General features: G+C 49.9%; 27 protein-coding genes, 1 other RNA gene and 1 other annotated feature. Of the genes, 21 read left to right on the forward strand and 7 right to left on the reverse strand.

What is annotated here, in order from left to right; translation table 11 throughout:
• The first annotated feature begins 22 nt into the window (after positions 1 to 22).
• From FFM82_RS09265 to rplL, 5 genes are all read left to right on the forward strand, one after another.
• On the forward strand, positions 23 to 892 hold the full coding sequence (locus FFM82_RS09265; protein ID WP_137645555.1) for an alpha/beta hydrolase: 870 nt from the start codon (positions 23 to 25) through the stop codon (positions 890 to 892).
• A gap of 118 nt (positions 893 to 1010) precedes the next feature.
• On the forward strand, positions 1011 to 1436 hold the full coding sequence (gene rplK / locus FFM82_RS09270; RefSeq protein WP_003640942.1) for a 50S ribosomal protein L11: 426 nt from the start codon (positions 1011 to 1013) through the stop codon (positions 1434 to 1436).
• A gap of 101 nt (positions 1437 to 1537) precedes the next feature.
• Positions 1538 to 2227, forward strand: a complete 690-nt coding sequence (gene rplA, locus FFM82_RS09275; RefSeq protein ID WP_137645556.1) for a 50S ribosomal protein L1 — start codon at positions 1538 to 1540, stop codon at positions 2225 to 2227.
• A gap of 54 nt (positions 2228 to 2281) precedes the next feature.
• Positions 2282 to 2399: a sequence feature (ribosomal protein L10 leader region), on the forward strand.
• A 29-nt stretch (positions 2400 to 2428) separates the two neighbouring features.
• Positions 2429 to 2932: a 50S ribosomal protein L10 gene (gene rplJ, locus FFM82_RS09280; protein WP_137645557.1), complete on the forward strand. Its 504-nt coding sequence runs from the start codon at positions 2429 to 2431 to the stop codon at positions 2930 to 2932.
• A 56-nt stretch (positions 2933 to 2988) separates the two neighbouring features.
• Positions 2989 to 3357 (forward strand): 50S ribosomal protein L7/L12, encoded by a 369-nt coding sequence (gene rplL / locus FFM82_RS09285; RefSeq protein WP_125070607.1) that lies wholly within the window; start codon positions 2989 to 2991, stop codon positions 3355 to 3357.
• Positions 3358 to 3428: 71 nt separating this feature from the next.
• Here the strand turns inward: rplL and FFM82_RS09290 are convergent, their stop codons facing one another.
• Together FFM82_RS09290 and FFM82_RS09295 are read right to left on the reverse strand one after the other, a co-directional pair.
• Positions 3429 to 4388, reverse strand: a complete 960-nt coding sequence (locus FFM82_RS09290) for a DNA/RNA non-specific endonuclease (protein ID WP_137645588.1) — start codon at positions 4386 to 4388, stop codon at positions 3429 to 3431.
• Between the two features lie 33 nt (positions 4389 to 4421).
• The gene (locus tag FFM82_RS09295; protein ID WP_137645558.1) at positions 4422 to 5009 is read right to left on the reverse strand and encodes a sunset domain-containing protein; all 588 of its coding nucleotides are present in this window, start codon (positions 5007 to 5009) and stop codon (positions 4422 to 4424) included.
• A gap of 251 nt (positions 5010 to 5260) precedes the next feature.
• On the opposite strand from FFM82_RS09295, the gene mprF reads away from it, so the two are divergent.
• Together mprF and FFM82_RS09305 are read left to right on the forward strand one after the other, a co-directional pair.
• Positions 5261 to 7873, forward strand: coding sequence for a bifunctional lysylphosphatidylglycerol flippase/synthetase MprF (mprF, locus tag FFM82_RS09300; RefSeq protein ID WP_137645559.1), 2613 nt, complete (start codon positions 5261 to 5263; stop codon positions 7871 to 7873).
• 252 nt (positions 7874 to 8125) lie between these two features.
• A complete protein-coding gene (locus tag FFM82_RS09305) occupies positions 8126 to 8797 on the forward strand; it encodes a helix-turn-helix domain-containing protein (RefSeq protein WP_225425672.1) in 672 nt (223 codons plus the stop codon).
• A 117-nt stretch (positions 8798 to 8914) separates the two neighbouring features.
• Here the strand turns inward: FFM82_RS09305 and FFM82_RS09310 are convergent, their stop codons facing one another.
• The 4 genes from FFM82_RS09310 to FFM82_RS09325 all read right to left on the reverse strand — a co-directional run bounded on the left by FFM82_RS09310 (position 8915) and on the right by FFM82_RS09325 (position 13150).
• Entirely contained in the window at positions 8915 to 9490 is a 576-nt protein-coding gene (locus tag FFM82_RS09310) for an LOG family protein (protein WP_137645560.1), read from the reverse strand.
• Between the two features lie 64 nt (positions 9491 to 9554).
• On the reverse strand, positions 9555 to 10580 hold the full coding sequence (nrdF, locus tag FFM82_RS09315; protein ID WP_137645561.1) for a class 1b ribonucleoside-diphosphate reductase subunit beta: 1026 nt from the start codon (positions 10578 to 10580) through the stop codon (positions 9555 to 9557).
• A 36-nt stretch (positions 10581 to 10616) separates the two neighbouring features.
• A complete protein-coding gene (gene nrdE, locus FFM82_RS09320) occupies positions 10617 to 12782 on the reverse strand; it encodes a class 1b ribonucleoside-diphosphate reductase subunit alpha (protein ID WP_137645562.1) in 2166 nt (721 codons plus the stop codon).
• Positions 12783 to 12919: 137 nt separating this feature from the next.
• Positions 12920 to 13150 (reverse strand): redoxin NrdH, encoded by a 231-nt coding sequence (locus FFM82_RS09325; protein WP_137645563.1) that lies wholly within the window; start codon positions 13148 to 13150, stop codon positions 12920 to 12922.
• A gap of 222 nt (positions 13151 to 13372) precedes the next feature.
• Between FFM82_RS09325 and FFM82_RS09330 the strand changes: the two genes are divergently transcribed.
• The 14 genes from FFM82_RS09330 to galE all read left to right on the forward strand — a co-directional run bounded on the left by FFM82_RS09330 (position 13373) and on the right by galE (position 23116).
• Positions 13373 to 13981, forward strand: coding sequence for a class I SAM-dependent methyltransferase (locus FFM82_RS09330; RefSeq protein WP_137645564.1), 609 nt, complete (start codon positions 13373 to 13375; stop codon positions 13979 to 13981).
• 1 nt (position 13982) lies between these two features.
• Positions 13983 to 14489: a tRNA adenosine(34) deaminase TadA gene (gene tadA / locus FFM82_RS09335; RefSeq protein ID WP_137645565.1), complete on the forward strand. Its 507-nt coding sequence runs from the start codon at positions 13983 to 13985 to the stop codon at positions 14487 to 14489.
• 53 nt (positions 14490 to 14542) lie between these two features.
• An RNA gene (gene ffs, locus FFM82_RS09340) (signal recognition particle sRNA small type) lies at positions 14543 to 14629 on the forward strand.
• Positions 14630 to 14721: 92 nt separating this feature from the next.
• The gene (gene dnaX, locus FFM82_RS09345) at positions 14722 to 16416 is read left to right on the forward strand and encodes a DNA polymerase III subunit gamma/tau (RefSeq protein ID WP_137645566.1); all 1695 of its coding nucleotides are present in this window, start codon (positions 14722 to 14724) and stop codon (positions 16414 to 16416) included.
• A gap of 41 nt (positions 16417 to 16457) precedes the next feature.
• On the forward strand, positions 16458 to 16766 hold the full coding sequence (locus FFM82_RS09350; RefSeq protein ID WP_137645567.1) for a YbaB/EbfC family nucleoid-associated protein: 309 nt from the start codon (positions 16458 to 16460) through the stop codon (positions 16764 to 16766).
• A gap of 21 nt (positions 16767 to 16787) precedes the next feature.
• Positions 16788 to 17387, forward strand: coding sequence for a recombination mediator RecR (gene recR, locus FFM82_RS09355; RefSeq protein ID WP_137645568.1), 600 nt, complete (start codon positions 16788 to 16790; stop codon positions 17385 to 17387).
• 14 nt (positions 17388 to 17401) lie between these two features.
• Positions 17402 to 17656 (forward strand): YaaL family protein, encoded by a 255-nt coding sequence (locus FFM82_RS09360; protein WP_137645569.1) that lies wholly within the window; start codon positions 17402 to 17404, stop codon positions 17654 to 17656.
• A 220-nt stretch (positions 17657 to 17876) separates the two neighbouring features.
• Positions 17877 to 18539, forward strand: coding sequence for a dTMP kinase (gene tmk, locus FFM82_RS09365; RefSeq protein ID WP_174795694.1), 663 nt, complete (start codon positions 17877 to 17879; stop codon positions 18537 to 18539).
• Complete coding sequence (darA, locus tag FFM82_RS09370) at positions 18536 to 18865, forward strand: cyclic di-AMP receptor DarA (protein ID WP_137645571.1); 330 nt, start codon at positions 18536 to 18538, stop codon at positions 18863 to 18865. Before tmk ends, darA begins: the two co-directional genes overlap by 4 nt.
• A gap of 18 nt (positions 18866 to 18883) precedes the next feature.
• Positions 18884 to 19903, forward strand: a complete 1020-nt coding sequence (gene holB, locus FFM82_RS09375; protein WP_137645572.1) for a DNA polymerase III subunit delta' — start codon at positions 18884 to 18886, stop codon at positions 19901 to 19903.
• Between the two features lie 23 nt (positions 19904 to 19926).
• Complete coding sequence (locus FFM82_RS09380; RefSeq protein ID WP_137645573.1) at positions 19927 to 20274, forward strand: DNA replication initiation control protein YabA; 348 nt, start codon at positions 19927 to 19929, stop codon at positions 20272 to 20274.
• Positions 20275 to 20291: 17 nt separating this feature from the next.
• Positions 20292 to 21185 (forward strand): 16S rRNA (cytidine(1402)-2'-O)-methyltransferase, encoded by an 894-nt coding sequence (gene rsmI / locus FFM82_RS09385; protein WP_137645574.1) that lies wholly within the window; start codon positions 20292 to 20294, stop codon positions 21183 to 21185.
• 3 nt (positions 21186 to 21188) lie between these two features.
• Positions 21189 to 21974, forward strand: a complete 786-nt coding sequence (locus tag FFM82_RS09390; protein WP_137645575.1) for an acyl-[acyl-carrier-protein] thioesterase — start codon at positions 21189 to 21191, stop codon at positions 21972 to 21974.
• Positions 21975 to 22123: 149 nt separating this feature from the next.
• Positions 22124 to 23116, forward strand: coding sequence for a UDP-glucose 4-epimerase GalE (galE, locus tag FFM82_RS09395; protein ID WP_137645576.1), 993 nt, complete (start codon positions 22124 to 22126; stop codon positions 23114 to 23116).
• 116 nt (positions 23117 to 23232) lie between these two features.
• Here the strand turns inward: galE and phnW are convergent, their stop codons facing one another.
• Complete coding sequence (phnW, locus tag FFM82_RS09400; protein WP_137645577.1) at positions 23233 to 24333, reverse strand: 2-aminoethylphosphonate--pyruvate transaminase; 1101 nt, start codon at positions 24331 to 24333, stop codon at positions 23233 to 23235.
• Between the last annotated feature and the right edge of the window lie 2 nt (positions 24334 to 24335).

Genomic DNA, 24335 nt, shown 5'->3' on the forward strand with positions numbered 1-24335 from the left:
TGAAGTAAGCTGGTGACGCAATTTGGCAGAACTGATTCTAATCATTATTAGCTTAGTCATTTTGGGGCTGGTCGGCCGCCTTGCGGGCAAGTACGTCCAGTACGGTCGTCCGCAGCACTTGGCACACCAAGTCAAAGCGAACGGGGCGGATGACAGTGCGGTGACCCTGTTCATTCCGGGGTACGCCGGCAACCGCTTTTCGTTTGGCGGCATGTTGCACCGGTTCGTGACGGACGGGGTGGCCAATAAGTCGTTGGTGGTGGTTGTGGATCGCCACAACCACCCGCACGTCACCGGTGAGCTGGATGCGTACCGTCCGATGGTGCAATTGATTTTTGCGCGTCCGCGCGCCTCGGTTCGGCAACAAGCGGCCGGCGTCCTTGCAGTGGTCAAGTACTTGATTGCCCACGAACACGTCCAGACCATTAACTTGGTGGCCCACTCGATGGGGGGCGTGGTGTTATTCCAGTATTTAACGACCGCGGCTAAGCTGGTCAATTTACCGGAAGTCCGCAAGGTCGTGACGATTGGGGCACCGTTTAATGATAGTCAGGTCGGGCAGGATACGTACCCGATCGAAAACCACCCGTTGACGAAAACCGGTCCGGCTAAGACCACCCCGGTTTATAATTATTTTTTGCGGACGCTTCAGCGGTTGCCCAACACGATTTCGTATTTAAACATTGCGGGCAACATTGGCGATTCACCTCAGAGTGACGGTAGCGTCGCCCTAAGTAGTGCGTTGTCGTTACGGTTCTTACTACACGCCACCATTAATCGTTACCAAGAGGTGGTGGTACACGGTAGGAACGCCCGCCATTCGCGGTTGCACGAGAACGATGAGGTCGACCGCCAAATTAGGCAGTTTCTTTACTCGGATTCAAAAAAGTAGTTGCTGTCAAAAATCAGATATGCTACAATGACGTTTGTGCGTCACGTATGCACGTTCACGTGGGAGGAGCAAAAACTCAGCTCCATTTACCACATCACGGACTAAGGAGGAATGTCTCGTGGCTAAAAAAGTAGCTAACGTTGTTAAATTACAAATTCCTGCGGGCAAAGCAACACCTGCTCCGCCAGTTGGCCCAGCTTTAGGTCAAGCAGGGATCAATATCATGGGATTCACAAAGGACTTCAATGCTCGTACTGCTGATCAAGCAGGTATGATCATCCCCGTTGTGATCACGGTGTACGAAGATCGTTCATTCGACTTCATCACCAAGACCCCACCTGCTGCCGTTCTTTTGAAGAAAGCTGCTGGTGTTGAAAGTGGTTCCGGCGAACCTAACACGAAGAAGGTTGCAACTGTAACCAAGGATCAAGTTAAGCAAATCGCCGAAACTAAAATGCAAGATCTAAACGCAGCTGACGTAGAAGCAGCTATGCGCATGATCGAAGGTACTGCTCGTAGTATGGGATTCACTGTCGAAGGCTAATTCACTACTAATCGAGTACGTCGGACACTTCATCAAAATGAATGTGTCAAGTGGGAGGAAATCTCCGTTTGAACCACATTTGCAAGGAGGAAAACACTTAGATGGCAAAGAAAAGTAAACAATACCAAGAAGCCGCTAAGCTCGTTGATCGTGACAAAGCTTACGATGTAACGGAAGCGGTAGACTTGGTTAAAAAGATGGATTTCGCAAAATTTGACGCAACCGTTGAAGTTGCATTCAAATTAAACGTTGATACAAAGCAAGCCGACCAACAACTTCGTGGCGCGGTTGTCCTTCCTAACGGGACCGGTAAAGATCAAACGGTTATCGTTTTTGCTAAGGGTGACAAGGCGAAGGAAGCGCAAGAAGCCGGTGCCGACTTTGTTGGCGAAGCTGACCTTGTTGAAAAAATTCAAGATGGTTGGTTGGACTTCGACGTTGCAATCGCAACCCCAGACATGATGGCCCAAGTTGGTCGTTTAGGTCGGGTACTTGGTCCTAAGGGCTTAATGCCTAACCCTAAGACTGGTACGGTTACGATGGACGTTGCTAAAGCCGTTAGCGACTCAAAAGCTGGTAAGGTGACTTACCGGACTGACCGTGACGGTAACGTGCACGTTCCAGTCGGCAAAGTTTCATTTGATACGGACAAGTTAGTTGGTAACTTCAAGACTATTCAAGATACCATCGTTAAGTCTCGTCCGGCATCAGTTCGTGGGACTTTCATCCAAAACTTGGTTGTAACGTCAACCTTTACCCCAGCGGTACGTGTTGATTTATCATCATTTTAAGGATAATTTTTTAAAACAATTGACCCCGTAGGTAATCTGTGATAGATTACTAGAGGTTAAGTTATATCTCTACCTAAGACTCAGGCGGCCAGTTTGGCCTTAATTAATTACCTGCCGAGGACATTGTTTTTTCTCTATGTCTTGGTGGACATAGGGATTTTTTTATAAATCCCTGAACCAAAATTCTGGGAGGTGAATCTGTTGAGTAAAGAAACGATTGCTGTTAAAGCAAAAGAAGTCGAAGAAGTTGCAGAACAATTAAAGAACTCCGTTTCAGCGATTGTCGTTGATTATCGTGGTTTGACAGTTGAAGAAGTGACTGACTTACGTAAGCAATTACGTGATGCTGGTGTTAAGATGCGCGTTATCAAGAACAAGATCATGGTACGTGCAGCTGAAAAAGCTGGTTACGACGACTTAAAGCCTGTTTTTGCCGGTCCTACTGCCGTTGCCTTCTCTGAAGAAGACCCAGTTGCTCCTGCTAAGATCTTGGCTAACTTCGCGAAGACCGCCGATGCCCTTGAACTTAAGGGTGGGATGATCGAAGGTAAAGTTGCTAGTCTTGAAACTGTTCAAGAATACGCTACGATGCCATCACGTGAAGAATTGTTGGCTACGATTGCTAACTTGTTACAAGCACCTGTTCGTAACGTTGCATACGCTGTTAAGGCGGTTGCTGAAAAAGGCGACGAAGACGCAGCTTAGGCTGTCGGTGTAAAAAATAAACTAATATAATTTCATATAAAATGGAGGAACAAAAAATGGCTTTTGATAAAGATGCTATTATCGACTCATTAAAAGAAGCTTCAATTTCAGATTTAAACGACTTAGTTAAGGCTATCGAAGACGAATTCGATGTCTCAGCTTCAGCTCCAGTTGCTGTTGCCGGTGCTGCTGGTGGCGACGCTGCCGCTGCTAAGGATTCATACGATGTTGAATTAACTGAATCCGGTGACCAAAAGGTTAAGGCTATCAAGGCCGTTCGTGACATCACTGGTCTTGGCTTGAAAGACGCTAAGGGTCTTGTTGACAACGTACCTTCAGTTGTTAAGGAAGGCGTTTCAGAAGACGAAGCCAACGATATCAAGGCTAAGCTTGAAGAAGTTGGTGGTGTCGTTACCCTTAAGTAATTTTATTACTTATCGGAACGTCACAAAAAAACGCACTCACTACGGTGGGTGCGTTTTTTTGCGTTCAATGATTAGTGTTGGACCCGACTGGTTCCGGATTGGTAGTTCAACCGCATGCCGGCCTGGACGTTAAAAATGTAAACGTTGAAGCTGACCGCGTTGTCACCGATTGACTGCGCCCGCATTTGGACTCCGCGAGCGAGCAGTTCGTTGCCCTTGAAAATTGGGGTGACCTGGTAACGAACGTAGTGGCGACTGCTTTCCTTGAGGTAGTCGGCAACTTGGTTTTCGTAAGTGACCATTTCGGGATCGTTGAGTGAGCGGGTCCCGGTCATTAGGTTTTTGAGGTTATTATTCTGGCCGGTTAGTTGAAAACCGATTAGGTGGCTCCGGTTATAGAGCCAACCCGAGGCAATTCGCTTGTTGTGCCAACCGGTAGGCTCAACGTTTAGTGGTTCGCGTTCGTCGGTTGGCATGAGGGACTTGTTGAGGAGGGCGTTAGCGGCGGTAGCACGGTTTAAGCCGTCCAAGTTGCCGTACGTTTGCCAGGCCCCACGCTGCGTACTCAGTTCGGCTTTACTAAAAGCGGGCCGGTTTTGATTAATCGTAATCGTCTGTTGGCCACCATAAGCTTTATTGGCTAACGCAGCGTTACTTGGATTCTGACCGCTAGCCACGGTCGCGGCCTTAGTGGTTTTAGTGGCGCCAGCCTTTTGATTACTGGTCCGCTGGGTTTCGACCCGCTGCTGGCGTTTCGATAAGCTGGTTGCGTCGGCTTTTAGTTGCTTGCTGGAACTGGCGTTGGCGGAAATTAAGGCGGTCAGCTTTTGGTCGTTACTTTCGGTCAACCGGTGGACCTTGGTCTTGGTGACGGTTTTGGTAGCTGGTTTGCTAGTTTCCGTTTCCTGACTGCAAGCACTTAGAAAACTGCCCGTAATTAGTAGTAGCACGGTTAGGGTTGCTAGTGAGTGCCAGTGGTGCTGACGACCGTGCCAGATTAGACTGATAAGTAAGGTGATGATTAGCCCCATTAAGATGATGTTCATTCTGATTGTTCCCCCTGATTAGCGTAGTGAGTGGCGGTAACCCGCAGCCTGAGCTTCGGCTTCCGTACTAAATTGAATGACGTTTTTACCCGACATCCGGTAGTTACGGTCGCTTGGCAAGTGGTAGATCTTGGAACGGGTATTGCCGATGATCTTGCCAGTTTGCGCCGTATTAGTGTTGCCAGAAAAGTGGTTGGCAGAAGATTTCGCCGTGCTGGCCTGACTGGCCGCCGTGCGACTTGATTGGGCTGCCGATTGGGAAGCGGCCTTTGCTGCTTGGGACGCTGATTTCGCGGCTGCCTTGGATTGCGAGACTGCCAGCGCCTTTGCGGACGACTGTGAGGCTGCTAAGGCCTCTGATTGCGAACTGGCCTGTTTAGCCGCCGTGGCGATGGTCGCTTTGGTTTTGCTGAGTTGCTTAGCCGACGCCGCGTTGGCGCGACTAACCGCACGGGCGGACGCCCACGCGGCTTTGTTGGCCTTAGTGCGCTTGGTGACGACGTGGGTCTTGACTTTAGGCGTTGCCGCTTCGTTGGTCGGTGCGGCGCAGCCCGCAAGTAAGAAAACGTTAAGTATGAGTGCGATAAGCTTGGTTCCCCGGGACATATTAATATCCTCCTTTATATTTATAATAAAATTATACAAGTTCGGGGATGGTTGGTAAATTTATTTTTACAATTAATTTAATATTCAGTCAGCGCGGATGACGGATACGGAGGAACACTTTATTAAAGCTTCTAATTTATTAAGCTCGGCCTAGCGAAGTGATTATGGTTCGGTTAAAAGCCCCGTGAATAGTTGTATAAATCCCCTAAGATTGCGATAATGGGAACAATTAAACTAATGGGGGAATTTTTGTGAAGGCAACGTTACAGAGAATGGGTGCGGTACTGGGCAAACGCATGGGACTGATTAAGGCGCTGTTTGTGTTTTCCGTCCTGTTATTTGTGATTACCGAAGTTGGTAAAATTGCCAAAGAAGTGAGTGGGGAACAACTCGCAACGGCGTTAGCTTCACAGAGTTGGTGGCACGTGACGATCCTCGTCATTATCGGGATCATTGCGGTCACACCGATGCTGACTTACGACGTGATGATCACGAAGTTTTTACCGGGCCATTACTCGCTGGGCTACATTCTAAAAGCCGGCTGGATCACCAACACGTTTACGAACATTGGTGGCTTTGGCGGTGTTTTAGGCGCTTCCTTGCGGGCGAACTTCTATAATAAATCGGCAACTAAGAAACAAATTTTGTTTGCCATTTCTAAAATCGCACTGTTCTTAGTCTCGGGACTATCGTTGTACTGTATGATCTCGTTAGTCCTAGTTTACGTTTTCGGCATCGGGGGCGTGTACGGCAGTTATTGGATCTGGCTCGTCGGTGGCGCGGCCTACTTCCCAGCCATTTTTATCTTTACGCGGCTCAACGATTCTGAATTTTTCGACGGGCTGACACTGGCTAACGTGGTGCGCTTATTAAGCGGATCGTTTGGCGAGTGGACCGGCTGCGTGCTGTTCTTCTTATTAATTGGGAACTTTATGGGGTTACCGATTGACTTTGCGGCGGTCGTCCCGTTGTTTGTGATTGCCTCGGTCGTTGGTGAAATTTCGATGGTCCCGGGTGGTATCGGGTCGTTTGACGTCTTTATGATTTTTGGCCTTAGTGCGGTAGGCGTGTCGCGCCCGGACGCGGTTGCCTGGCTACTATTCTACCGGCTGTTTTACTACATTATTCCGTTTGCAATTGGGCTGGTGCTCTTTGTTCACGATACCGGCCACCGTTTCAACGCGCACCTAGAAGGTCTGCCGAAGACGATCGTTCAACGGTTTGCACAGCTAGCGATGACCGGCTTTCTCTACATTTCGGGAATCTTGATGTTACTGATGTCGACCGTCCCGAACTTTGCGTATAATAACCGATTATTCTTGCAAGTCTACCCGTACACCTTTTTCTTCATTAACCAAGCGGGGAGTATCGTGATGGCCTTTCTGCTGATCGGGGTCGCGTTGGGAACGGCTGGTCGGGTTAAGAAGGCGTTCTGGCCAACGGTGGTCGTGTTGTTGATTGCCATTTTGAATACCATTCGGTGGTTAGTGGTTTATAACGCCATTTCTACCAAGTTTATCGTTTTCCTCGTCGTGATTTTATTGTTGGTCGGCTTGTCGAAGAAGGCCTATTACCGTGAACACATGGCTTTTTCGTGGGGCCAAATGCTGTGGGTCGGTAGTGCGTATGTAGTCACCTTTATTTTATACACGGTCGTGGGGGTCTATAACGCACCGCAAATTCATCACCGCCATTCGGTACCCACGGCGCTATTCTTCCCGTCACAAAAGTTGTGGCTATTCGGCGTCGTTGGCCTGGTGTTAGCGGCCCTGATCCTATTTTGGATTTACCGTTACTTTGCGGGGGGCCACAATGCCCGCATCGGCCAAGCGATGGATCCGCAGCGGGTTAAAAACGTCATCACGACGTATGGCGGTAACGAAATTTCACACCTCGCTTATTTGAACGATAAGTTGGCGTACTACTACCAGGTCGACGGCCAGGACCAACTGATTTTCTTATACCAACGCAAGGCCGATAAACTGATTATTATGGGCGAACCGTTTGGGAATCAAGCTGTTTTACAGGCCGGTTTGGAACAACTAATGGATGATGCGGACAGCGACGGCTGCTCACTCGTCTTTTATGAAATTAGCGAGTCGTTAACGATGCGGTTACACGAAATGGGCTTTGACTTCATTAAGACTGGTGAGGAAGGTCACGTGAAACTGGCCGACTTTAGTCTGGCGGGGAAACGACTGCGCGGGGAACGGGCGCTGATGAACAAGTTTAAGCGTGACCAGTACCGTTTTGCCGTGTTACAACCCCCGTTTGCAGCTGACGTGATGGCACAGCTGAAGACCGTTTCCGATAGCTGGTTAGCGGGTGAGACGGAAAAGGGCTTTTCACTGGGCTTCTTCGATGAAGCCTACCTGAATCAGGCACCAATCGCCGTCGTTTATAGTCCGGACGACGAAATCGTGGCGTTTGCCAACGTTATGCCCCAGGGTAACGACCAGAGTACTTCGATCGACTTAATGCGCTCTAGCCACGCGGCACCGTCCGGGATCATGGACACGGTTTTCGTGCACCTCTTTGAACAGGCCCGTGACGACGGCTACGTCGATTTCAATATGGGCATGGCGCCGCTGTCCGGGGTAGGTGTGTCCCGCTACAGCTTTATTGAAGAAAAGGTTGCCCACCTGATTTACGAGTATGGCTACCAACTGTACGGGTTCCAGGGGTTGCGTTCCTATAAGGAGAAGTACGTCACCGAATGGCAACCGAAGTACATTGCTTACCGGAAACGGAGTTCGTTGATTTTTACGATTTTACAATTACTACAAGTTGTGAATACGCGCCGGGGAACCAAGCACCGTGAGCGGTGGTCGTTCCTCGTTCCGAAACGCTTACAGGCGAAGTAAACCCACAAATTAACTGGTGACTAGGATTGACTAGTGACCAGTTTTTTTGTTTTTAGCGCATTGGGAAAGTTACGGTTAACGTTGGCACTGCTTGGGTGATCGGCTAAGGTTGTGATTCAGCGGTCAACTTTCAACTGATTTTACGTGGCCTAAGCCCCGAGTTGACAGCTAGTGTGGCGGCGTGTAACAGGCGCGTTGCTCGACAAAGCGGGTGTTTAACGGCATGCTAATCGTAGTGAAAGGAGCTGAAGTATGATGGATTTAGGGAGCCAATTAAAACGGCAGCGCGAGCAGCAGCACTTAACCCAGCAAGGTCTGGCTGACCAGTTGCACGTGACCCGCCAGACGGTTTCACGCTGGGAAAATGGCAATACTTATCCTAACTTAGACACGCTGGTTGAATTAAGTGAATGCTTAGCCATTTCTTTAGATAAATTATTAAAATCGGACCAACCGAAGACGGTCCCGGTCGTCCAGAAAATCAGTCGCGACGTTCGGTTAAAGCGCCGTTACCGGCGTTGGTTAATCGGTATCGGTGTGGGGGTGGCCGTGATTTTAGCCCTGCTGGCGACGTTTAGCTGGGGGCACCGCCAACAGGTCGCGATAATTGACCGGGTGAACCCGTTTTTACGAACCCAGCAAGGATACACCGTGTTGCCCGCCCACCAGACTAAGCTGACGGTTGACACCTTCGTTGCCGATGATCCGTTTGGTAGCGGCAGTTGGTTGCACGTGACGACCGGTCAACACGGGTCGACGAATCGCTGGGCACTGGTGCGGCATCGGGGTGCCTACGTCAGTGGGGTGCGGCTGGTTACGCAGCACCAGATTCCGTTGCCGATGCGCGAACAGGCGGGACGGGTGTATTTGAAATATAGCCCGCGGGCGGATGGTCCGCGGAGTAGCTGGCGGTTTTGGAATTAAGCTGGACGTAGCAAAAATAAGCGGCTGTGATTTTTATCACGGCCGCTTGGCGTTTCTGAACAATAATCGTCAAAACGTGCGCCCAAAGTCGGCTGACTTTGGGCGCACGTACTTATTTTAGTTGGTATACTTTGGTGGCAACACGTGTTTAAAGTTTTCAAAACCGGTAAAGATTTCGTCAATGCTGTGACCATCGATGAAGAGGTCCAAGTTTTCCCGCGGCGCGAAACCACAGGCGGTACTTTTCTTGATCATGGCGACCATGTCGTCGTAAAAGCCGTCGATATTATAGAGGGCGATCGGCTTTTGGTGAATGTCCATCTGACTCCAGGACAGCATCTGTAAGAATTCTTCGAAGGTCCCGAAACCGCCGGGTAACACGACGAAGGCGTCGGCTAAGTGGAGCATTTTTTCCTTGCGCTCGTTCATCGTTTTGGTTTCAACGAAAGTCGTGACGGTTTTGAGTGCCAGCCCGCGTTCCACTAAGAAACGGGGGATAATCCCGATCACCCGGCCGTGGTGGGCCATCGTACTTGTCGCGATTTTGCCCATTAAACCGTGGTCACCCCCACCGTAGACTAACTGGTAGTCGTGTTCGGCCAAGTATTGTCCCAGCGCTTCGGTCGCGGTCGCAAACTTTGGATCGAGTCCCGAATTCGAACCACAAAAGACACAAACGTTATGAATTGCCATAATAAGTTCCTCCTAAATAAAAGTGCGCCTCATCATCAATGAGCCGCACGGTAATGCTAATGACCTAGTCGCGGTCGCGATCGTCATCGGGTTCGCCGATGTTGTAATCGGAATCCTGCATCGCTTCGACTTGACCTAACCGGTAGCCGTTCCCAACTTGTGAGAAGAAGTCGTGGTTGGAAGTCCCAGTAGAAATCCCGTTCATGACGACCGGGTTCACGTCTTCCGCGGTGTCTGGGAAGAGCGCGTCTTGTCCCAAGTTCATCAAGGCCTTGTTCGCGTTATAACGACTGAAAGTCAGTACTTCGTCGGACCAGCCAACTTGGTCGTAAACCAGGTGGACGTAGTTTTCTTCGTTTTCGTAAAGCTTGTAGAGGAAGTCGAACATCCAGTCCTTGAATTCAGCTTGTTGCTTCTCGGAACGTTGCTTGAACCCTAATTGGAACTTGTAACCAATGTAAGTGCCGTGGACACTTTCGTCCCGCAAAATCAATTTGATGATTTCGGCAACGTTTGGTAACTGGTTATGTCCCAAGTAATAAAGTGGGGTGTAAAAACCAGAGTAGAACAAGAAGGTTTCAAGGAAGACGTTGGCCACCTTTTGCTTTAACGGGTCCTCGTCAATGTTGTCGTAGATTTTGTAGATCCACTGCGCCTTGGCTTGCAAGTATTCTTCACTGTCGCTCCAGTCGAAGATTTCGTTGATTTCGTCGGGCGTGTTCAGCGTTTCAAAAATCGTGGAGTAGCTCTTTGCGTGGACCGACTCCATGAATTGGATGTTGTTTAATACGGCCGTTTCGTGCGACGTTAAGACGTGCCGCCGCAGGGCTTGTAAGCCGTCCTGCGATTGAAGCGTGTCCAGTAACGTTAAGCCACCGAAAACGTGGCCGACGACCCAGCGGTGATCGTCATCTAAGTTACGCCAGTCCGCCATGTCGTTTGAAACGGGAATCCGGGTATCTAACCAGAATTGTTCGGTTAACTTTTCCCAAGTGCTCTTATCAATTGCGTCTGAAACTTGATCCCAGTTGATGGCCTTATAGTTGCCATTACTGAGTAATTTTTGGTAATATGCCAAGTCTGTTGCCATTCGTTAATGTCCTCCTGCTTTCGGTTCCCGTCAGTTCTAAATTACGCAGCTTTCACATTCGTTAACGCCAACTTCGCCATCGTCATCCGTAAAGGTCCGGATGTAGTAAATCGACTTGATACCTTTACGGTACGCGTAGTTACGAAGAATATTTAAGTCCCGCGTGGTCATCTTATTAGTGCGACCGTCTTTCCATTCGTATAAGCCGGCTGGAATCGTTGAACGCATGAAGAGCGTTAAACTCATGCCTTGATCGACGTGTTGTTGTGCGGCCGCGTAAACGTCGATCACTTTCCGCATGTCGGTATCGTAAGCTGACTTATAATACTCAATTGTATCATTAGATAGGTAAGGAGCGGGATAATAGATCTTACCGATTTTCTTTTCCTGACGTTCTTCGACCCGGTTGATGATGGGGTGCAGGCTGGCCGTCGTGTCGTTGATGTAAGAAATCGAGCCGTTCGGTGCGACCGCCATCCGGTTTTGGTGGTAAAGGCCGTCCTTCATTACGGCCGCTTTCAACGCTTCCCAGTCGGCCTTAGTTGGGATAAAGATGCCCTTGAAGAGCGCAGCCGTCTTTTCGTACTTCGGTTGCCAGTCTTGGTGGGTGTACTTATCAAAGTAGGAGCCGTCCGCGTACTTGGACTTTTCGAAGTTGACGAAGGTCGTTTGCCGTTCGCGGGCGATTTCGTTGGAAGCTTTCAACGTCCAGTAGTTCAGCAGTAGGAAGTAGATGTTGGTGAAATCAACGGCTTCCTTACTCCCATAAGCCATGTGGTTTTTCGCAAAGAAGGCGTGCAGCCCCATGGCACCCAGGCCAATCGTGTGGGCTTGTTGATTACCCTTTTGAATAGAAGGGACCACGTCAACGTTGGAATGGTCGGTCACAAAGGTCAGTGCCCGTACCATGCTTTCAACCGAGTGACCGAAGTCCGGTGACTGCATCAAATTAACGATGTTGGTCGAACCCAGGTTACAGCTAATGTCGGTACCCATTTTTTCGTACTGTTGCTGGTCGTTGATCAGTGACGGCGTTTGAACCTGCATCACTTCGGAACACAGGTTACTCATGACGATCTTACCGTCAATCGGGTTGTCCCGGTTGGCCGTGTCCACGTTGACCACGTAAGGGTAGCCGGATTCCTGCTGTAATTTACTAATTTCGTTTTCCAGGTCGCGGGCCTTGATCTTGGTCTTACGGATGTTCGGGTTGTTGACCATGTTGTCATATTCCTTGGTAATGTCCACGTAGGAGAACGGCACGCCGTACTCGCGTTCAACGCCGTACGGGCTGAAGAGGTACATATCAGCGTCGGCCTTGATCAAGTCGTAGAACTTATCAGGAACGGTCACCCCTAGAGACAAGGTCTTTAAGCGAATCTTTTCATCAGCGTTTTCCTTCTTGGCGGAAAGAAAGGCGATGATGTCCGGATGGAAGACGCTCAGGTAAACCACGCCGGCCCCCTGGCGCTGACCTAACTGGTTGGAGTAGGAGAAACTGTCTTCCAATAATTTCATCACCGGTACGACCCCACTGGCCGCGCCGTCGATGTGTTTGATTGGGTCGCCGGCCCCACGTAAGTTGCTGAGGTTAATGCCGACCCCGCCACCGATTCGGGAGAGTTGCAAAGCGGAGTTGATCGTCCGCCCAATCGAGTTCATATCGTCGGTCGATTGGATCAGGAAACAGGAAATCAGTTCACCACGGCGAGCCCGACCGGCGTTTAAGAAACTAGGCGTTGCGGGTTGGTAACGTTGGTGGATAATTTCGTCAGCTAAGGACATGGCCAACTTTTCGTCACCGTCCGCAAAGTAGAGCGCGTTCATGGCCACGCGGTCGATAAAGTTTTCCAAGTAGTAATCGCCATCATCGGTTTTGAGGGCGTACTGGGCGTAAAATTTGTAGGCGGCCATGAAGGTCTTAAAATGAAAGTTTTGACTTTTTAAGTAGTCGTATAATTTCTCAATGAAACTGAAGTCGTACTTATTGATGGCGTCCATTTCCAAGTAGTCGTGGCGTTCTAAGTAATCAAAGCGGTCCTTGAGACTGTCAAAGGACTTGGTGTTAGGCTTGACGTTTTGGTCAAGGAACGCGGCCAGGGCTTCCTGATCCTTGTTTAACGGAATCTGGTTATTGACCGGAATATTGATTTCGTTATTCAAATCATAATAGGTAACGTCTTTTAAATCTTTTAAGCTCATGAGTAACCTCTTTCTATAACAGTGTGAGTTGCGGTGGCTAACGTAGACGACCCACAATCAGTAAAAATATTGATTGTGGGTCGTTATGAAGAACTCAATTTAGGCAACTATGTAACCACGCAAAAAAGCGCAGTGAACTAGACAGCTAATTGCTTTAACGCATCGGGACGGAAACCGGTGATGCTGTCTTCGCCAGTGATTTCAACAACGGGAACCGCGTGAAAACCCTGGTTTTTTAAGTAGTCAACGTATTCTGGATTAGTGTTGATGTTCTTTTCTTCGAACGCCACGTTGTGCGCCGTTAAGAACTTTTTAGTCATTTTGCATTGCATGCAGTTGTTTTTAGTAAATACCGTTACTTTTTTCATGTTAATCACCCTTAATTCGTTTTCTCGATAAACACAGTATACAACATGTGGGGGAAAAAACAATCAAAAAACACAACATCTAGGGGCCTAAAATAGACCTAAACTACTAGATGTTGTGTTAATGCCGGTGTTTAACCATTGTAAAAAATTTTTTTAATTAGTTGTGGTTCGTTCCACGAATCAGTTATCATAGACGTAGACCAAAAATCGAGGAAAACATTTATGACTAACTATTATTATACACACAATCCGGACGTTGTGCATGACGAAAAACAATGGAATTTTGAAATCTTTGCTCACCAGTTCCGTTTTACGACTGATAACGGCGTGTTCTCTAAGCGGACCGTGGATTACGGGTCCCGAACACTGCTGGCGGCCTTTGATTCCGCGGGATTGCCGGCGGGACCGATTTTAGACTTGGGAACCGGCTACGGCCCGATCGGCTTGGCGTTGGCCTATCAATTACCAAAACGACAAGTCGACATGGTCGACGTTAACGAACTGGCGTTGAGCTTGGCGCGGAAAAATGCTGCCCTCAATCAAATTGAGAACGTGCGCATCTTTACGTCCGACGGTTACGACGCGGTGACCGCGACTAACTACGCTGCGATTGTCACTAACCCACCAGTACGTGCTGGAAAGCGCGTGGTCGATGCGATGCTGAGCGGTGCGGAAGCGCACCTGATGGTTGGGGGTACCCTGACGGTGGTCTTGCAAAAAAAGCAGGGCGCACCGTCGGCTAAGAAGTTAATGCAAGCGACCTTCGGTAATTGTGAGATCATAAAGAAGGATAAGGGCTACTATATTTTACAAAGTACCAAGGAGGGATAGTTTGACTGAGAAAACGGCGGAAGACTGGATGAAAGAGGCGCTCCACGAAGCACGGATGGCTTACCTGATCGGCGAGGTGCCAATCGGGGCGGTGATTGTGCATGACGGTGAGATCATCGGTCGGGGGCACAACTTGCGCGAACACGGTCAGGATGCGACCCTGCACGCGGAAATGATGGCGATTCAGGAGGCTTGCGAGGCCCTGCATAGTTGGCGGTTGGAAGGTTGTCAGCTCTACGTCACGCTGGAACCGTGCTTAATGTGTAGCGGGGCGATTATTAACGCCCGGATTCCGGAAGTCTTTTACGGTGCCCGTGATCCCAAGGCCGGCGCGGTTCGAAGCCTATACGAAGTGTTGGAAGATTCACGGCTGAATCACCGGGTCACGGTTCACGAGCGGGTCCTGGCCCGCCCGGCGGGTGAAATGCTGGAAAATTTCTTTCGGGATATTCGTAAACGCCAAAAAGCGGCGAAACGGGCCCGTAAGCAGGCGGCCGAAAAAAATTAAACCGGTGGCTGGTAATTAATTCCTAAATCGTGTATTATAGTACTTGCCGCAAGGCCTTAAGGCAAGGGTGGATTTACGAATCGTGTCAGGTCCGGAAGGAAGCAGCACTAAGTTTGCTTCATCTTGTGCCTTAAGTTTTTATGAAATGTAACAGCTCTTAGCCGTTTGGTTGAGAGCTTTTTATTTAAAATCAAACGTTCTAAAAGGATTGTACTTAGAAAGGAAGAGTCGCATGTATCGGGCATTATACCGGGTTTGGCGCCCCCAACGGTTCGACGAGATCGTTGGTCAACAGATGATTACCCAAACGTTAAAAAATGCCATCGTCACGCATCAAACGAGTCACGCGTACTTGTTTACCGGGCCACGGGGAACCGGGAAGACTTCCGCAGCTAAGATCTTTGCGAAGGCCATCAACTGTCACCACTTGGTTGATGGTGAGCCTTGTAATCAGTGTGACACTTGTCAGGCCATCACGAAGGGCCAATTGAACGACGTGATTGAAATTGACGCGGCTTCCAATAACGGGGTCGAAGAAATTCGCGATATTCGCGATAAGGCTAAGTACGCGCCGACTGAGGCCGATTACAAAGTTTACATTATCGACGAAGTCCACATGCTATCAACCGGCGCCTTCAACGCGTTACTTAAAACGCTGGAAGAACCACCGGCCAACGTCATCTTTATTTTAGCTACGACCGAACCGCATAAAATTCCGTTGACGATCATTTCGCGGACGCAGCGGTTCGACTTTCGGCGGATTACGGCTAAGGACAGTTATGAGCGGATGGTCTACATCTTGCAACAAAAGGACGTCAGCTACGATGAAAAGGCGTTACGGGTGATTGCCCAAGCAGCTGAAGGTGGGATGCGTGACGCCCTTAGTATCTTGGACCAAGTGATTTCATTCGGTGATAACGAAGTGACGCTAGACGATGCGTTGATGGTCACGGGTAGTGTGACTAAAAAGCTGATTGCGGATTATATGGAAGAAGTCACTGGTCACGTGACCAAACCAGCGCTGGAAACGATGCGGCAAATCTTACAAGAAGGTAAAGACGCTAACCGTTTTATCGAAGATTTGATCAGTTATACGCGCGACGTGTTACTCTATCAGCAGGCCCCCGAGATGGTCGATAGCGTTGCAATGGGTGAAGACGACCAACGTTTCAAAGAATTCGCGTCGTCGATCGATGCTGAAGTGCTTTACCAGATGATCAAAACGTTGAACGACATTCAGCAACAAATGCGCTTTACGACCCACCCCGACGTTTATTTGGAAGTGCTGACCGTTAAGCTCGCTCAGTTGGACGGCCAGTCGCAAGCCCAGGCGAAAACGGCCCAGGTTGCGCCGGATGACCCGACCGTACAAAAGCTCGCTCAGCAAGTGCAACAGCTGCAAAGCGAGTTAACGACGTTGAAACAACAAGGCGGGGCGCGACCAGCACCAACTAAGCCGAAGGCGGCACCGCGTAACGGACCGGTTGTGAAAAAGGTCAACGTGAGCCAGATCTACCCCATTTTGGATAGCGCGAAGAAGAACGATTTATTGAAGATTCGCGACGTCTGGGGTGACCTAATGAATATTTTAAGTGTCACCCAACGGGCGTTGATGCACGTTGCCCAGCCGGTTGCGGCCAGTGACGATGGGTTAGTCGTGGCCTTTGATTACGCGATAATTTACCAAAAGGCGACTGATGATCAGACCTTGATCGACGCCCTCAGTAACGGGCTCGACCGGCTGATGGGCCAGTCGCCGAAAATCGTTTGCGTGCCGAAAGACCAGTGGCCGCAAATTCGGCGGGACTACTTGGCGACCCACCAACCCGGTGGCGCACCAGCCAAGGAACAGCCGGAAAAGGCGGCCCCGGTCGTTGACCAAGCTAAAAACATGTTTGGTGACCTCGTCGAAGTTAAACCAGATTAAACGAACAAGCAGTACTTAATATTGAAAGGAAGTAATGACAAATGATGCGTGGTATGGGAAATATGCAAAGTATGATGAAACAAATGAAAAAGATGCAGGCACAAATGGCGGCCGAACAAGAAGCTTTAAACGCCCAACAGTTTGAAGGGGTCGCACCGGACGAAATGGTCAAAGTCACGTTTAGCGGGGACAAGAAGATGCAAGACATCACCATTGACCCGAAAGCGGTTGATCCGGACGACGTTGATATGTTGCAGGACCTGGTGTTAGCCGCCGTTAACGACGCGTTGACTAAGGTTGATGACCAGACGCAAAGTACGATGGGCAAGTATACCAAGGGCTTAAAGTAACCACTGAAGTGAGGTAATGATATGCAGTATCCAGAACCAATTGCTAAGTTGATCGATAGTTATATGAAACTCCCCGGCATTGGTGGTAAGACTGCGACCCGGTTAGCTTTCTACACGATTGACATGGACGGCGATGACGTCACGGAATTCGCTAAAGCGTTGATTGCGGCGAAACGCGACCTTCATTTTTGTAGTATTTGTGGCAACATTACCGAAAATGATCCTTGCGATATTTGTCGGGATAAGTCCCGTGATCAGAGCACCGTCCTGGTGGTCGAAGAGGCCAAGGACGTGATGGCTATGGAAAAAATCAAGGAATATAACGGCTTATACCACGTGCTCCACGGGGTGCTGTCCCCAATCGACGGTAAGGGCCCCGAAGATATTAACATTGCTAGCCTGTTAAAGCGGCTACAGCAAAATGACGGTATTCACGAAGTCATTATTGCGACTAACGCCACCCCCGAAGGTGAAGCAACCGCCATGTACATCTCGCGGCTGGTCAAGCCAGCGGGGATCAAGGTGACCCGCTTAGCCCACGGGTTATCGGTCGGTAGTGATATTCAGTACGCGGATGAAATGACCCTCTTTAAAGCGGTCGAGGGTCGCCAAGAGATGTAAGTGGAGGGATCACGATGTTTGGCAAACGAGGGAAACGGATTAAACACCCCAAGGACGTCTTTGATCAGCGCCTGTTAGACACGCTCAACGCGGCGAAAGTCGATTGGGACCGGGCTAAGGCGAATCAGGAAGCCATTTACGATGCGAACACGAGTGAACTAGTGACCCGGACGGCCCTGGCGCGTGCCAAGTATTTATATTTATACCGCGAGGCACGGCGGCGGCAGGTTCACGGCCAGACGATTCAGCGGTCCGTGATCGATAAGTAAAATGGGGTTATCAAAATCGTTGCCGGTGACGGCAGCGATTTTTTTGAAATGAAATATCGGCAGGTTGATGAGGTTCAAAACCACAACGGATAGTGGCTGCTAACTTAAAATAGAAGGTGCGCCTACCGCTCCTAGTGGTGGCGGCATTAGACATGCACCCCACAATCAAGTACAATTATTAAGAACACGAAAAAAGTCAAATTAGGTGGGATTGGGAACGTTGACAGGAAAATTAATTACATTTGAAGGGCCGGACGGTGCCGGCAAGACGTCAGCCTTAAACGCCATTGTGGCGGCCATTCAGCCACGGCTGGGGGAGCGGCTAGTCGTTACGCGCGAACCTGGGGGCAACCACATTTCTGAAGCCATCCGGACGATTATTTTGGACCGGCAAAACACGATGATGGACGACCGTACCGAAGCGCTACTTTACGCGGCGGCGCGGCGGCAACACATCGTTCAAGAAATTTTGCCCGCACTGCGGGCCGACCAACTAGTGTTGTGTGATCGCTATTTAGATAGCTCAATTGCTTATCAGGGTGCTGGTCGTGGCATTGGCGAACGGGCCGTGTACGATATGAACCAGTTCGCTACCGAAGGCCTGACGCCCGACTTAACGTTGTATTTCGACGTTGACGCCGAGGTCGGCTTACAACGGATTCAGACCCACCGTCAGGATGAAATCAACCGTTTGGATGTGGAAGCGCTGAGCTTTCATCACCGCGTTCAGGCGGCCTACTTAAAACTATTAGCCGACCATCCGGACCGCATTAAACGGGTGGATGCCAGCCAGACGCCACAGCGGGTGGTCGAAACTGCGCTAGAAATTTTAACGACCGCGTTACCAACGTACTTGGGTACGGAAGGGGAATCGAAACGATGAAATTAATTATTGCCATTGTTCAGGATAAGGATAGTAATCGCCTTAGTAGTCAGTTCATTGATGCCAACGTTCGCGCGACCCGGTTATCGACAACCGGGGGCTTCTTACGCTCAGGTAACACGACTTTTATGATCGGAATTGAGGACGAACGGGTGGACACGGTCTTGGAAATGATTAAAGAAACCAGCCACGCACGGAATCAGTTCATGACCCCGCCGGTCAACTTGGACGTCACGATGGATAACGCCGCCACTTACCCGGTCGAAGTACAGGTTGGCGGGGCGACGGTCTTCGTATTACCAATCGATCAGTTTCATCAATTTTAAAAGGTAAGGGTGGTTTAAATGGCAACAACGGATGCCCTGGCGGCAACGTTGGCAACGAAACAGCCGCGGCTTTTAGCCGCGTTTCAACACATCATTGCACAAAATCACCTGGCACACGCCTACCTATTTACCGGCATGGACGGGGCGGGACAGCCCGAACTAGCCCGGTGGATTGCCCAACGGCTATTCTGCCTGCACGTTGTGGACGGTCAGCCGGATGGGACCTGTGAGGAGTGCGTCCGCATTGCGAACGGCTCCCACCCGGACATCGTGACGGTCGCGCCGACCGGTCAAAGTATTCACGTTGACCAAGTTCGCTACTTAAAGGCCGAGTTTTCAAAAAGTGCCGTTGAAGGGAATCGTAAGATCTTTATCATTGAAGACGCGGAAAAGATGACGGCGTCGGCAGCCAACGGGTTATTGAAGTTCATCGAGGAACCCAGTGGCAACGTGACCGCATTTTTACTCACGGCGAATAAGCAGTTGATGTTACCGACCATCATTTCGCGGACCCAGGTGATTGACTTCCCGCCGTTGAATACGGCGGCGTTACGTAAAAACTTTGAAGCGGCCGGGATAACACCACCAATGGCGCAACTGCTCCCCAGCCTGACCAACAGCGTGACGGAAGCCCAGCAATTATTGGCGGCGGACTGGCTACCCCAAGCAGTTGCCGCGTTGTGGCGCTGGTTCGAGCAGGTCGTGAATGGTGAACCGCGGAGCTTCGTTGCGGTGCAGGTCCACTTGGTGGGGCTAGCAAAGGATGCGCAACAACAAACGGTCATGTTGGACCTAATTGCGGCGCTGTTTCAAGACTTGTTGCAGTTACATTTTCAAGTTGAATCGGCAACGGCACTGACGTTTGTGCAGTATCAGCAGGCGTTAACGACGCTGACACAGCAGTTGAGCGCCCGTCAATTGGTTGATGCCACCGAGTTGGCGTTGACCGCGAAGCAGCAACTTGGACGAAATATTAGTTTTCAGAACGTTTTAGAAGGCCTGACCTTAGCGTTATGGCCGATTTTTACGAACGCTTAATAGATAAAGACGAGGGTGAGTGCGTGGATAAGCGTGATTTATATGATAGTTTCGGCGGGATGGAGCAGCAAATGCAACAAATGCTGGATAAAATGGCAAAACTGCGCGCAGATATGACGACCGTCCTGGAAAAAAATGCCGAATTAGTAATTGAGAATGAACATTTGCGGGAACGCATGGTTGAAATCGAAAACGAACTACCGAAAAAGCCGGTAGGAACCACCACGCTCTCCAAGTCGCGACAGAATTTGGAAAAATTATACGATGAAGGGTTCCACGTTTGCAATCAGTTTTATGGTAAGCGGCGTAATGATGATGAATCGTGCGTCTTTTGCCTAGACGTGATCTATGGCGAACGCGAGCGGCCTTAATTAGGAGGCGGTCACGGTTGGATACACAGCAAAGCTTTGCCGACCACGCGGGTGTGGGGACGCTCTACTTAGTCCCGACCCCGATTGGCAATTTACAAGATATGACGTACCGGGCGGTTGCCACCTTAAAAGCGGTGGACCTGATTGCCGCCGAAGATACGCGCAACACGCAAAAGTTACTGAACCACTTTGAAGTTGCGACCAAGCAAATTAGCTTTCATGAACATAATACCCAGGAACGCATTCCACAACTGGTTGCAAAGTTGCAAGCCGGGGAAAGTTTGGCGCAGGTCAGTGACGCCGGCATGCCGTCAATCAGTGACCCGGGGAAGGAATTGGTGGCAGCGTGTGTCGCCCAGCAAATTCCGGTTGTTCCGTTACCGGGTGCCAATGCTGGGCTGACCGCGTTGATTGCTTCGGGACTAGTGCCCCAGCCATTTTACTTTTACGGCTTCTTACCGCGGAAAAAGCATGATCAAAAAGCGGCGTTGGCCGCGCTCGCACAACGGACTGAAACGGTGATTTTATACGAGTCCCCGTTTCGGGTCGCCAAGACGCTGAGTGCCTTGGCAACGGTGTGTGAAGGTAGTCGGCAGATCGTGGCCTGTCGCGAGTTAACCAAGCGTTACGAGGAATTTGCCCGCGGGACGTTAGACGAGCTGGTGGCCTGGTCACAAGACCACCAGTTAAAGGGGGAATTCGTGTTACTGATCAGTGGTAACCCGAATGAACCCGTTACTGATAGTCATGACGAATTGGCCGAGTTACCAATCAAGGCGCAGGTTGAAGCACTAATTACCGCCGGTGCTAAACCAAACGCCGCAATTAAAACGATTGCGAAACGACGGGATTTAGCCCGCCAAGACGTTTATAATCAGTTTCACGACTTAAAACAAGGCGAGGAGAATTAATTAATGGCGAGTTTAGGCGCAACGGCAAGTATTTATAGTGAAGATCACCGGATTACCTATTACGAATGTGACCGGACCGGACGGGCAACCCTGGCAACTCTGATCGATATTGCGATTTTAGCCTCAGAAGACCAGAGTGACGCGTTAGGATTGACAACCGAGTTTGTTCAAAGTCACGGGGTCGGCTGGGTCGTGACCCAGTACGCAATTGATATTACGCGTATGCCCCGCCAAGATGAAACGGTGACGATTGCCGTGCGTGGTAGTGCGTATAATCCGTACTTCGCCTTTCGGGAGTTCTGGATCAGTGATGCGGCCGGCAAGCAGTTGGCCTACATCACTAGTATTTGGGTCACGATGAGTCAATCAACGCGTAAAATTGTTAAAATTTTGCCGGCGTTGGTGGCACCGTACCATTCGGAACAAACCAAGCGAATTCCGCGGTTACCGCGACCAATCAGCTTTGAACCGACGACGACGACCATCAGTAAACCGTACCAGGTTCGTTTCTTCGACATTGACCCGAACCGCCACGTCAATAATGCCCATTATTTTGACTGGTTGTTAGATACGCTTCCGGCTGATTTTTTGTTGCAGCACGATCTATTACACGTCGACGTGCGCTACGAAAATGAGGTCCAGTACGGGCACACCGTTGAAGCTAAAGCCAATATTCTGGCAACTGACCAACCGGATCAGGTCAAGACGAGCCACCTAATTCAGGTGGGCGATGAAAAGTGTTGCGAGGTCACAATTTTGTGGCGGACGTTAGCGGAACCCATTCAATAGTGATAAAACTAGCCCAGTTTGGCTTCGTGCAAACTGGGCTTTTTGATTGGCTAGGTCGATGTAAATTGGCCTTTCAAAGTTGGCAACTTTGCACTCTAAACCGGCGTGACTATGCTATTATTAAAGCAACTACGTAGGGAGGGTACACTATGTCAATTCTTGTTTTAGGGGGAGCCGGCTACATTGGTTCTCACATGGTCGATCGACTGATCAATAAAGGCGAAGACGTGGTCGTCATCGATAATTTGGTCACTGGTCACCGGGCAGCGGTTAATTCGGCCGCTAAGTTTTATGAAGGGGACGTTCGGGACGCGACCTTTTTGAGCCACGTCTTTGACGAGGAACCCATTGAAGCGGTCGTACACTTTGCGGCCTTTTCCGTGGTACCCGAATCAATGGCGAAACCGTTGAAGTATTTTGATAATAATACTGGTGGCATGATTACGTTGCTAGAAACGATGAAGGCCCACGACGTTAAACGAATCGTCTTCTCATCGACGGCAGCCACTTACGGGACGCCGGAACGGATTCCAATTAAGGAAACTGATCCGCAGATTCCAATCAACCCGTACGGTGCCAGCAAGTTAATGATGGAACAAATTATGCACTGGGCGGACGTTGCCTACGGAATCAAATTCGTGGCGTTACGCTACTTTAACGTTGCCGGTGCCAAACCGGATGGTAGTATTGGGGAAGACCACGGTCCGGAAACCCACTTGGTCCCGATTATTTTACAAGTTGCCCAAGGAAAACGCGACGAGTTGAAGATTTTTGGGGACGATTATAATACTCCGGATGGAACCAACGTCCGCGATTACGTCCACGTGTTAGATTTAGCCGATGCCCATATTTTAGCGCTGAAGTACTTGGCAGCGGGGCACGATAGCGACGCCTTTAACTTAGGCTCGTCGACCGGCTTTTCCAACAAGCAAATGCTGGCGGCGGCCCGTGAAGTGACGGGTAAGCCAATTCCAGCAACAATGGCGCCTCGTCGACCGGGTGATCCGGATTCCCTAGTTGCGGCGAGTGATAAAGCCCGCAAAGTGCTAGGCTGGCAGCCCCAGTATGACGACGTCAATGAGATTATCAAGACGGCCTGGGCTTGGACGCAAAAGCATCCGAACGGGTACGCCGACCGTTAGTGGCGAGCAGACTACAAGTTAATTAAATCAGAGCCGGGTGACGATCAAATCACCCGGCCTTTTTGTCGCCAAAAAGGGCGCCCCGAAACCACTTTCGGGGCGCCATTAGTTAAGTCTTAGTGTTGCAATGCTTGGTAGTCGCTGATAATTGCGAGTAACCGTTTAATGTCGGTCGTATTGATGTCACCAATCGTGCCAATCCGGAAACTTGGAATGGCGGACACCTTACCAGGGTAAATAACAAATCCGCGTTCCTTGATGAATTGGTAAAAGTCATCAAAGTCGAAATGTTCGGACGGGTACTTGAATGACGTGATGATTGGTCCTTGAATAGCAGGGTCAATCACTAAGTCGAAACCTAAGCCCTGCATCCCGTTACTCAGCAATTCCTGATTGGCAGCGTAGCGTTGGTAACGTGGTAGGACGCCACCTTCAGCTTTCATTTCAATCAGTGCTTGAGCAAAGGCGTGAACGACGTGGGTCGGGGAGGTGAAGCGCCACTTTCCCGGTTGTGCCGTCATGGCTTGCCACTGAGCAAATAGGTCTAGGCTCAGTGAGCGCGCGTTTCCTTCGGTCGTTGCCAAGGTTGCTTTTTTAGCAATGATAAAGGCAAACCCTGGTACCCCTTGAACGCACTTGTTAGCACTACTAATGAGGTAGTCACAGCCAAGGTCGTCAATACTGATTGGAACCCCACCCAGGCTAGACATAGCATCAATCATAGTAATGATACCGCGCTCACGCATTAATGGAATCAGTGCTTCGATTGGGTTGAGCAAGCCAGTGGTGGTTTCGCTATGAACCGTCACGAAGTGGGTGATTTCCGGATGTTCGTCCAGGGCAGCCGCAACGACCTGAGGATCAACGGCTTGGTCCTCGTCAAAAACGACGTCAACGTGCTGAATGTCGTAATAATCAGCAATTTCAGTTAAGCGGCGACCATACGCACCGTTAACGGCAATCAGGAGTACGGCCCCGGAACGCGGTACGGCCGTTCCAATCGTGGCTTCAACCCCGTAAGTGCCGCTCCCTTGCATCAAGACGGTCGTGTAGTTGTCTGGATTGGCCTGAGCCAGTTCCAGAATTTGTTCACGGATTGTTTCAGTCACTTGCCGGTAGTCGCTATCCCAAGTACAGTAATCAATTTGCATGGCTTCCTTGACCGTTGGGGTGGTGCTTAACGGTCCGGGCGTTAATAACAAGTAAGGTTGTTTCATGG

The sequence above is a fragment of the Lactiplantibacillus plajomi genome (genome assembly GCF_005405405.1).
In the GTDB taxonomy this organism is placed as follows: domain Bacteria; phylum Bacillota; class Bacilli; order Lactobacillales; family Lactobacillaceae; genus Lactiplantibacillus; species Lactiplantibacillus plajomi.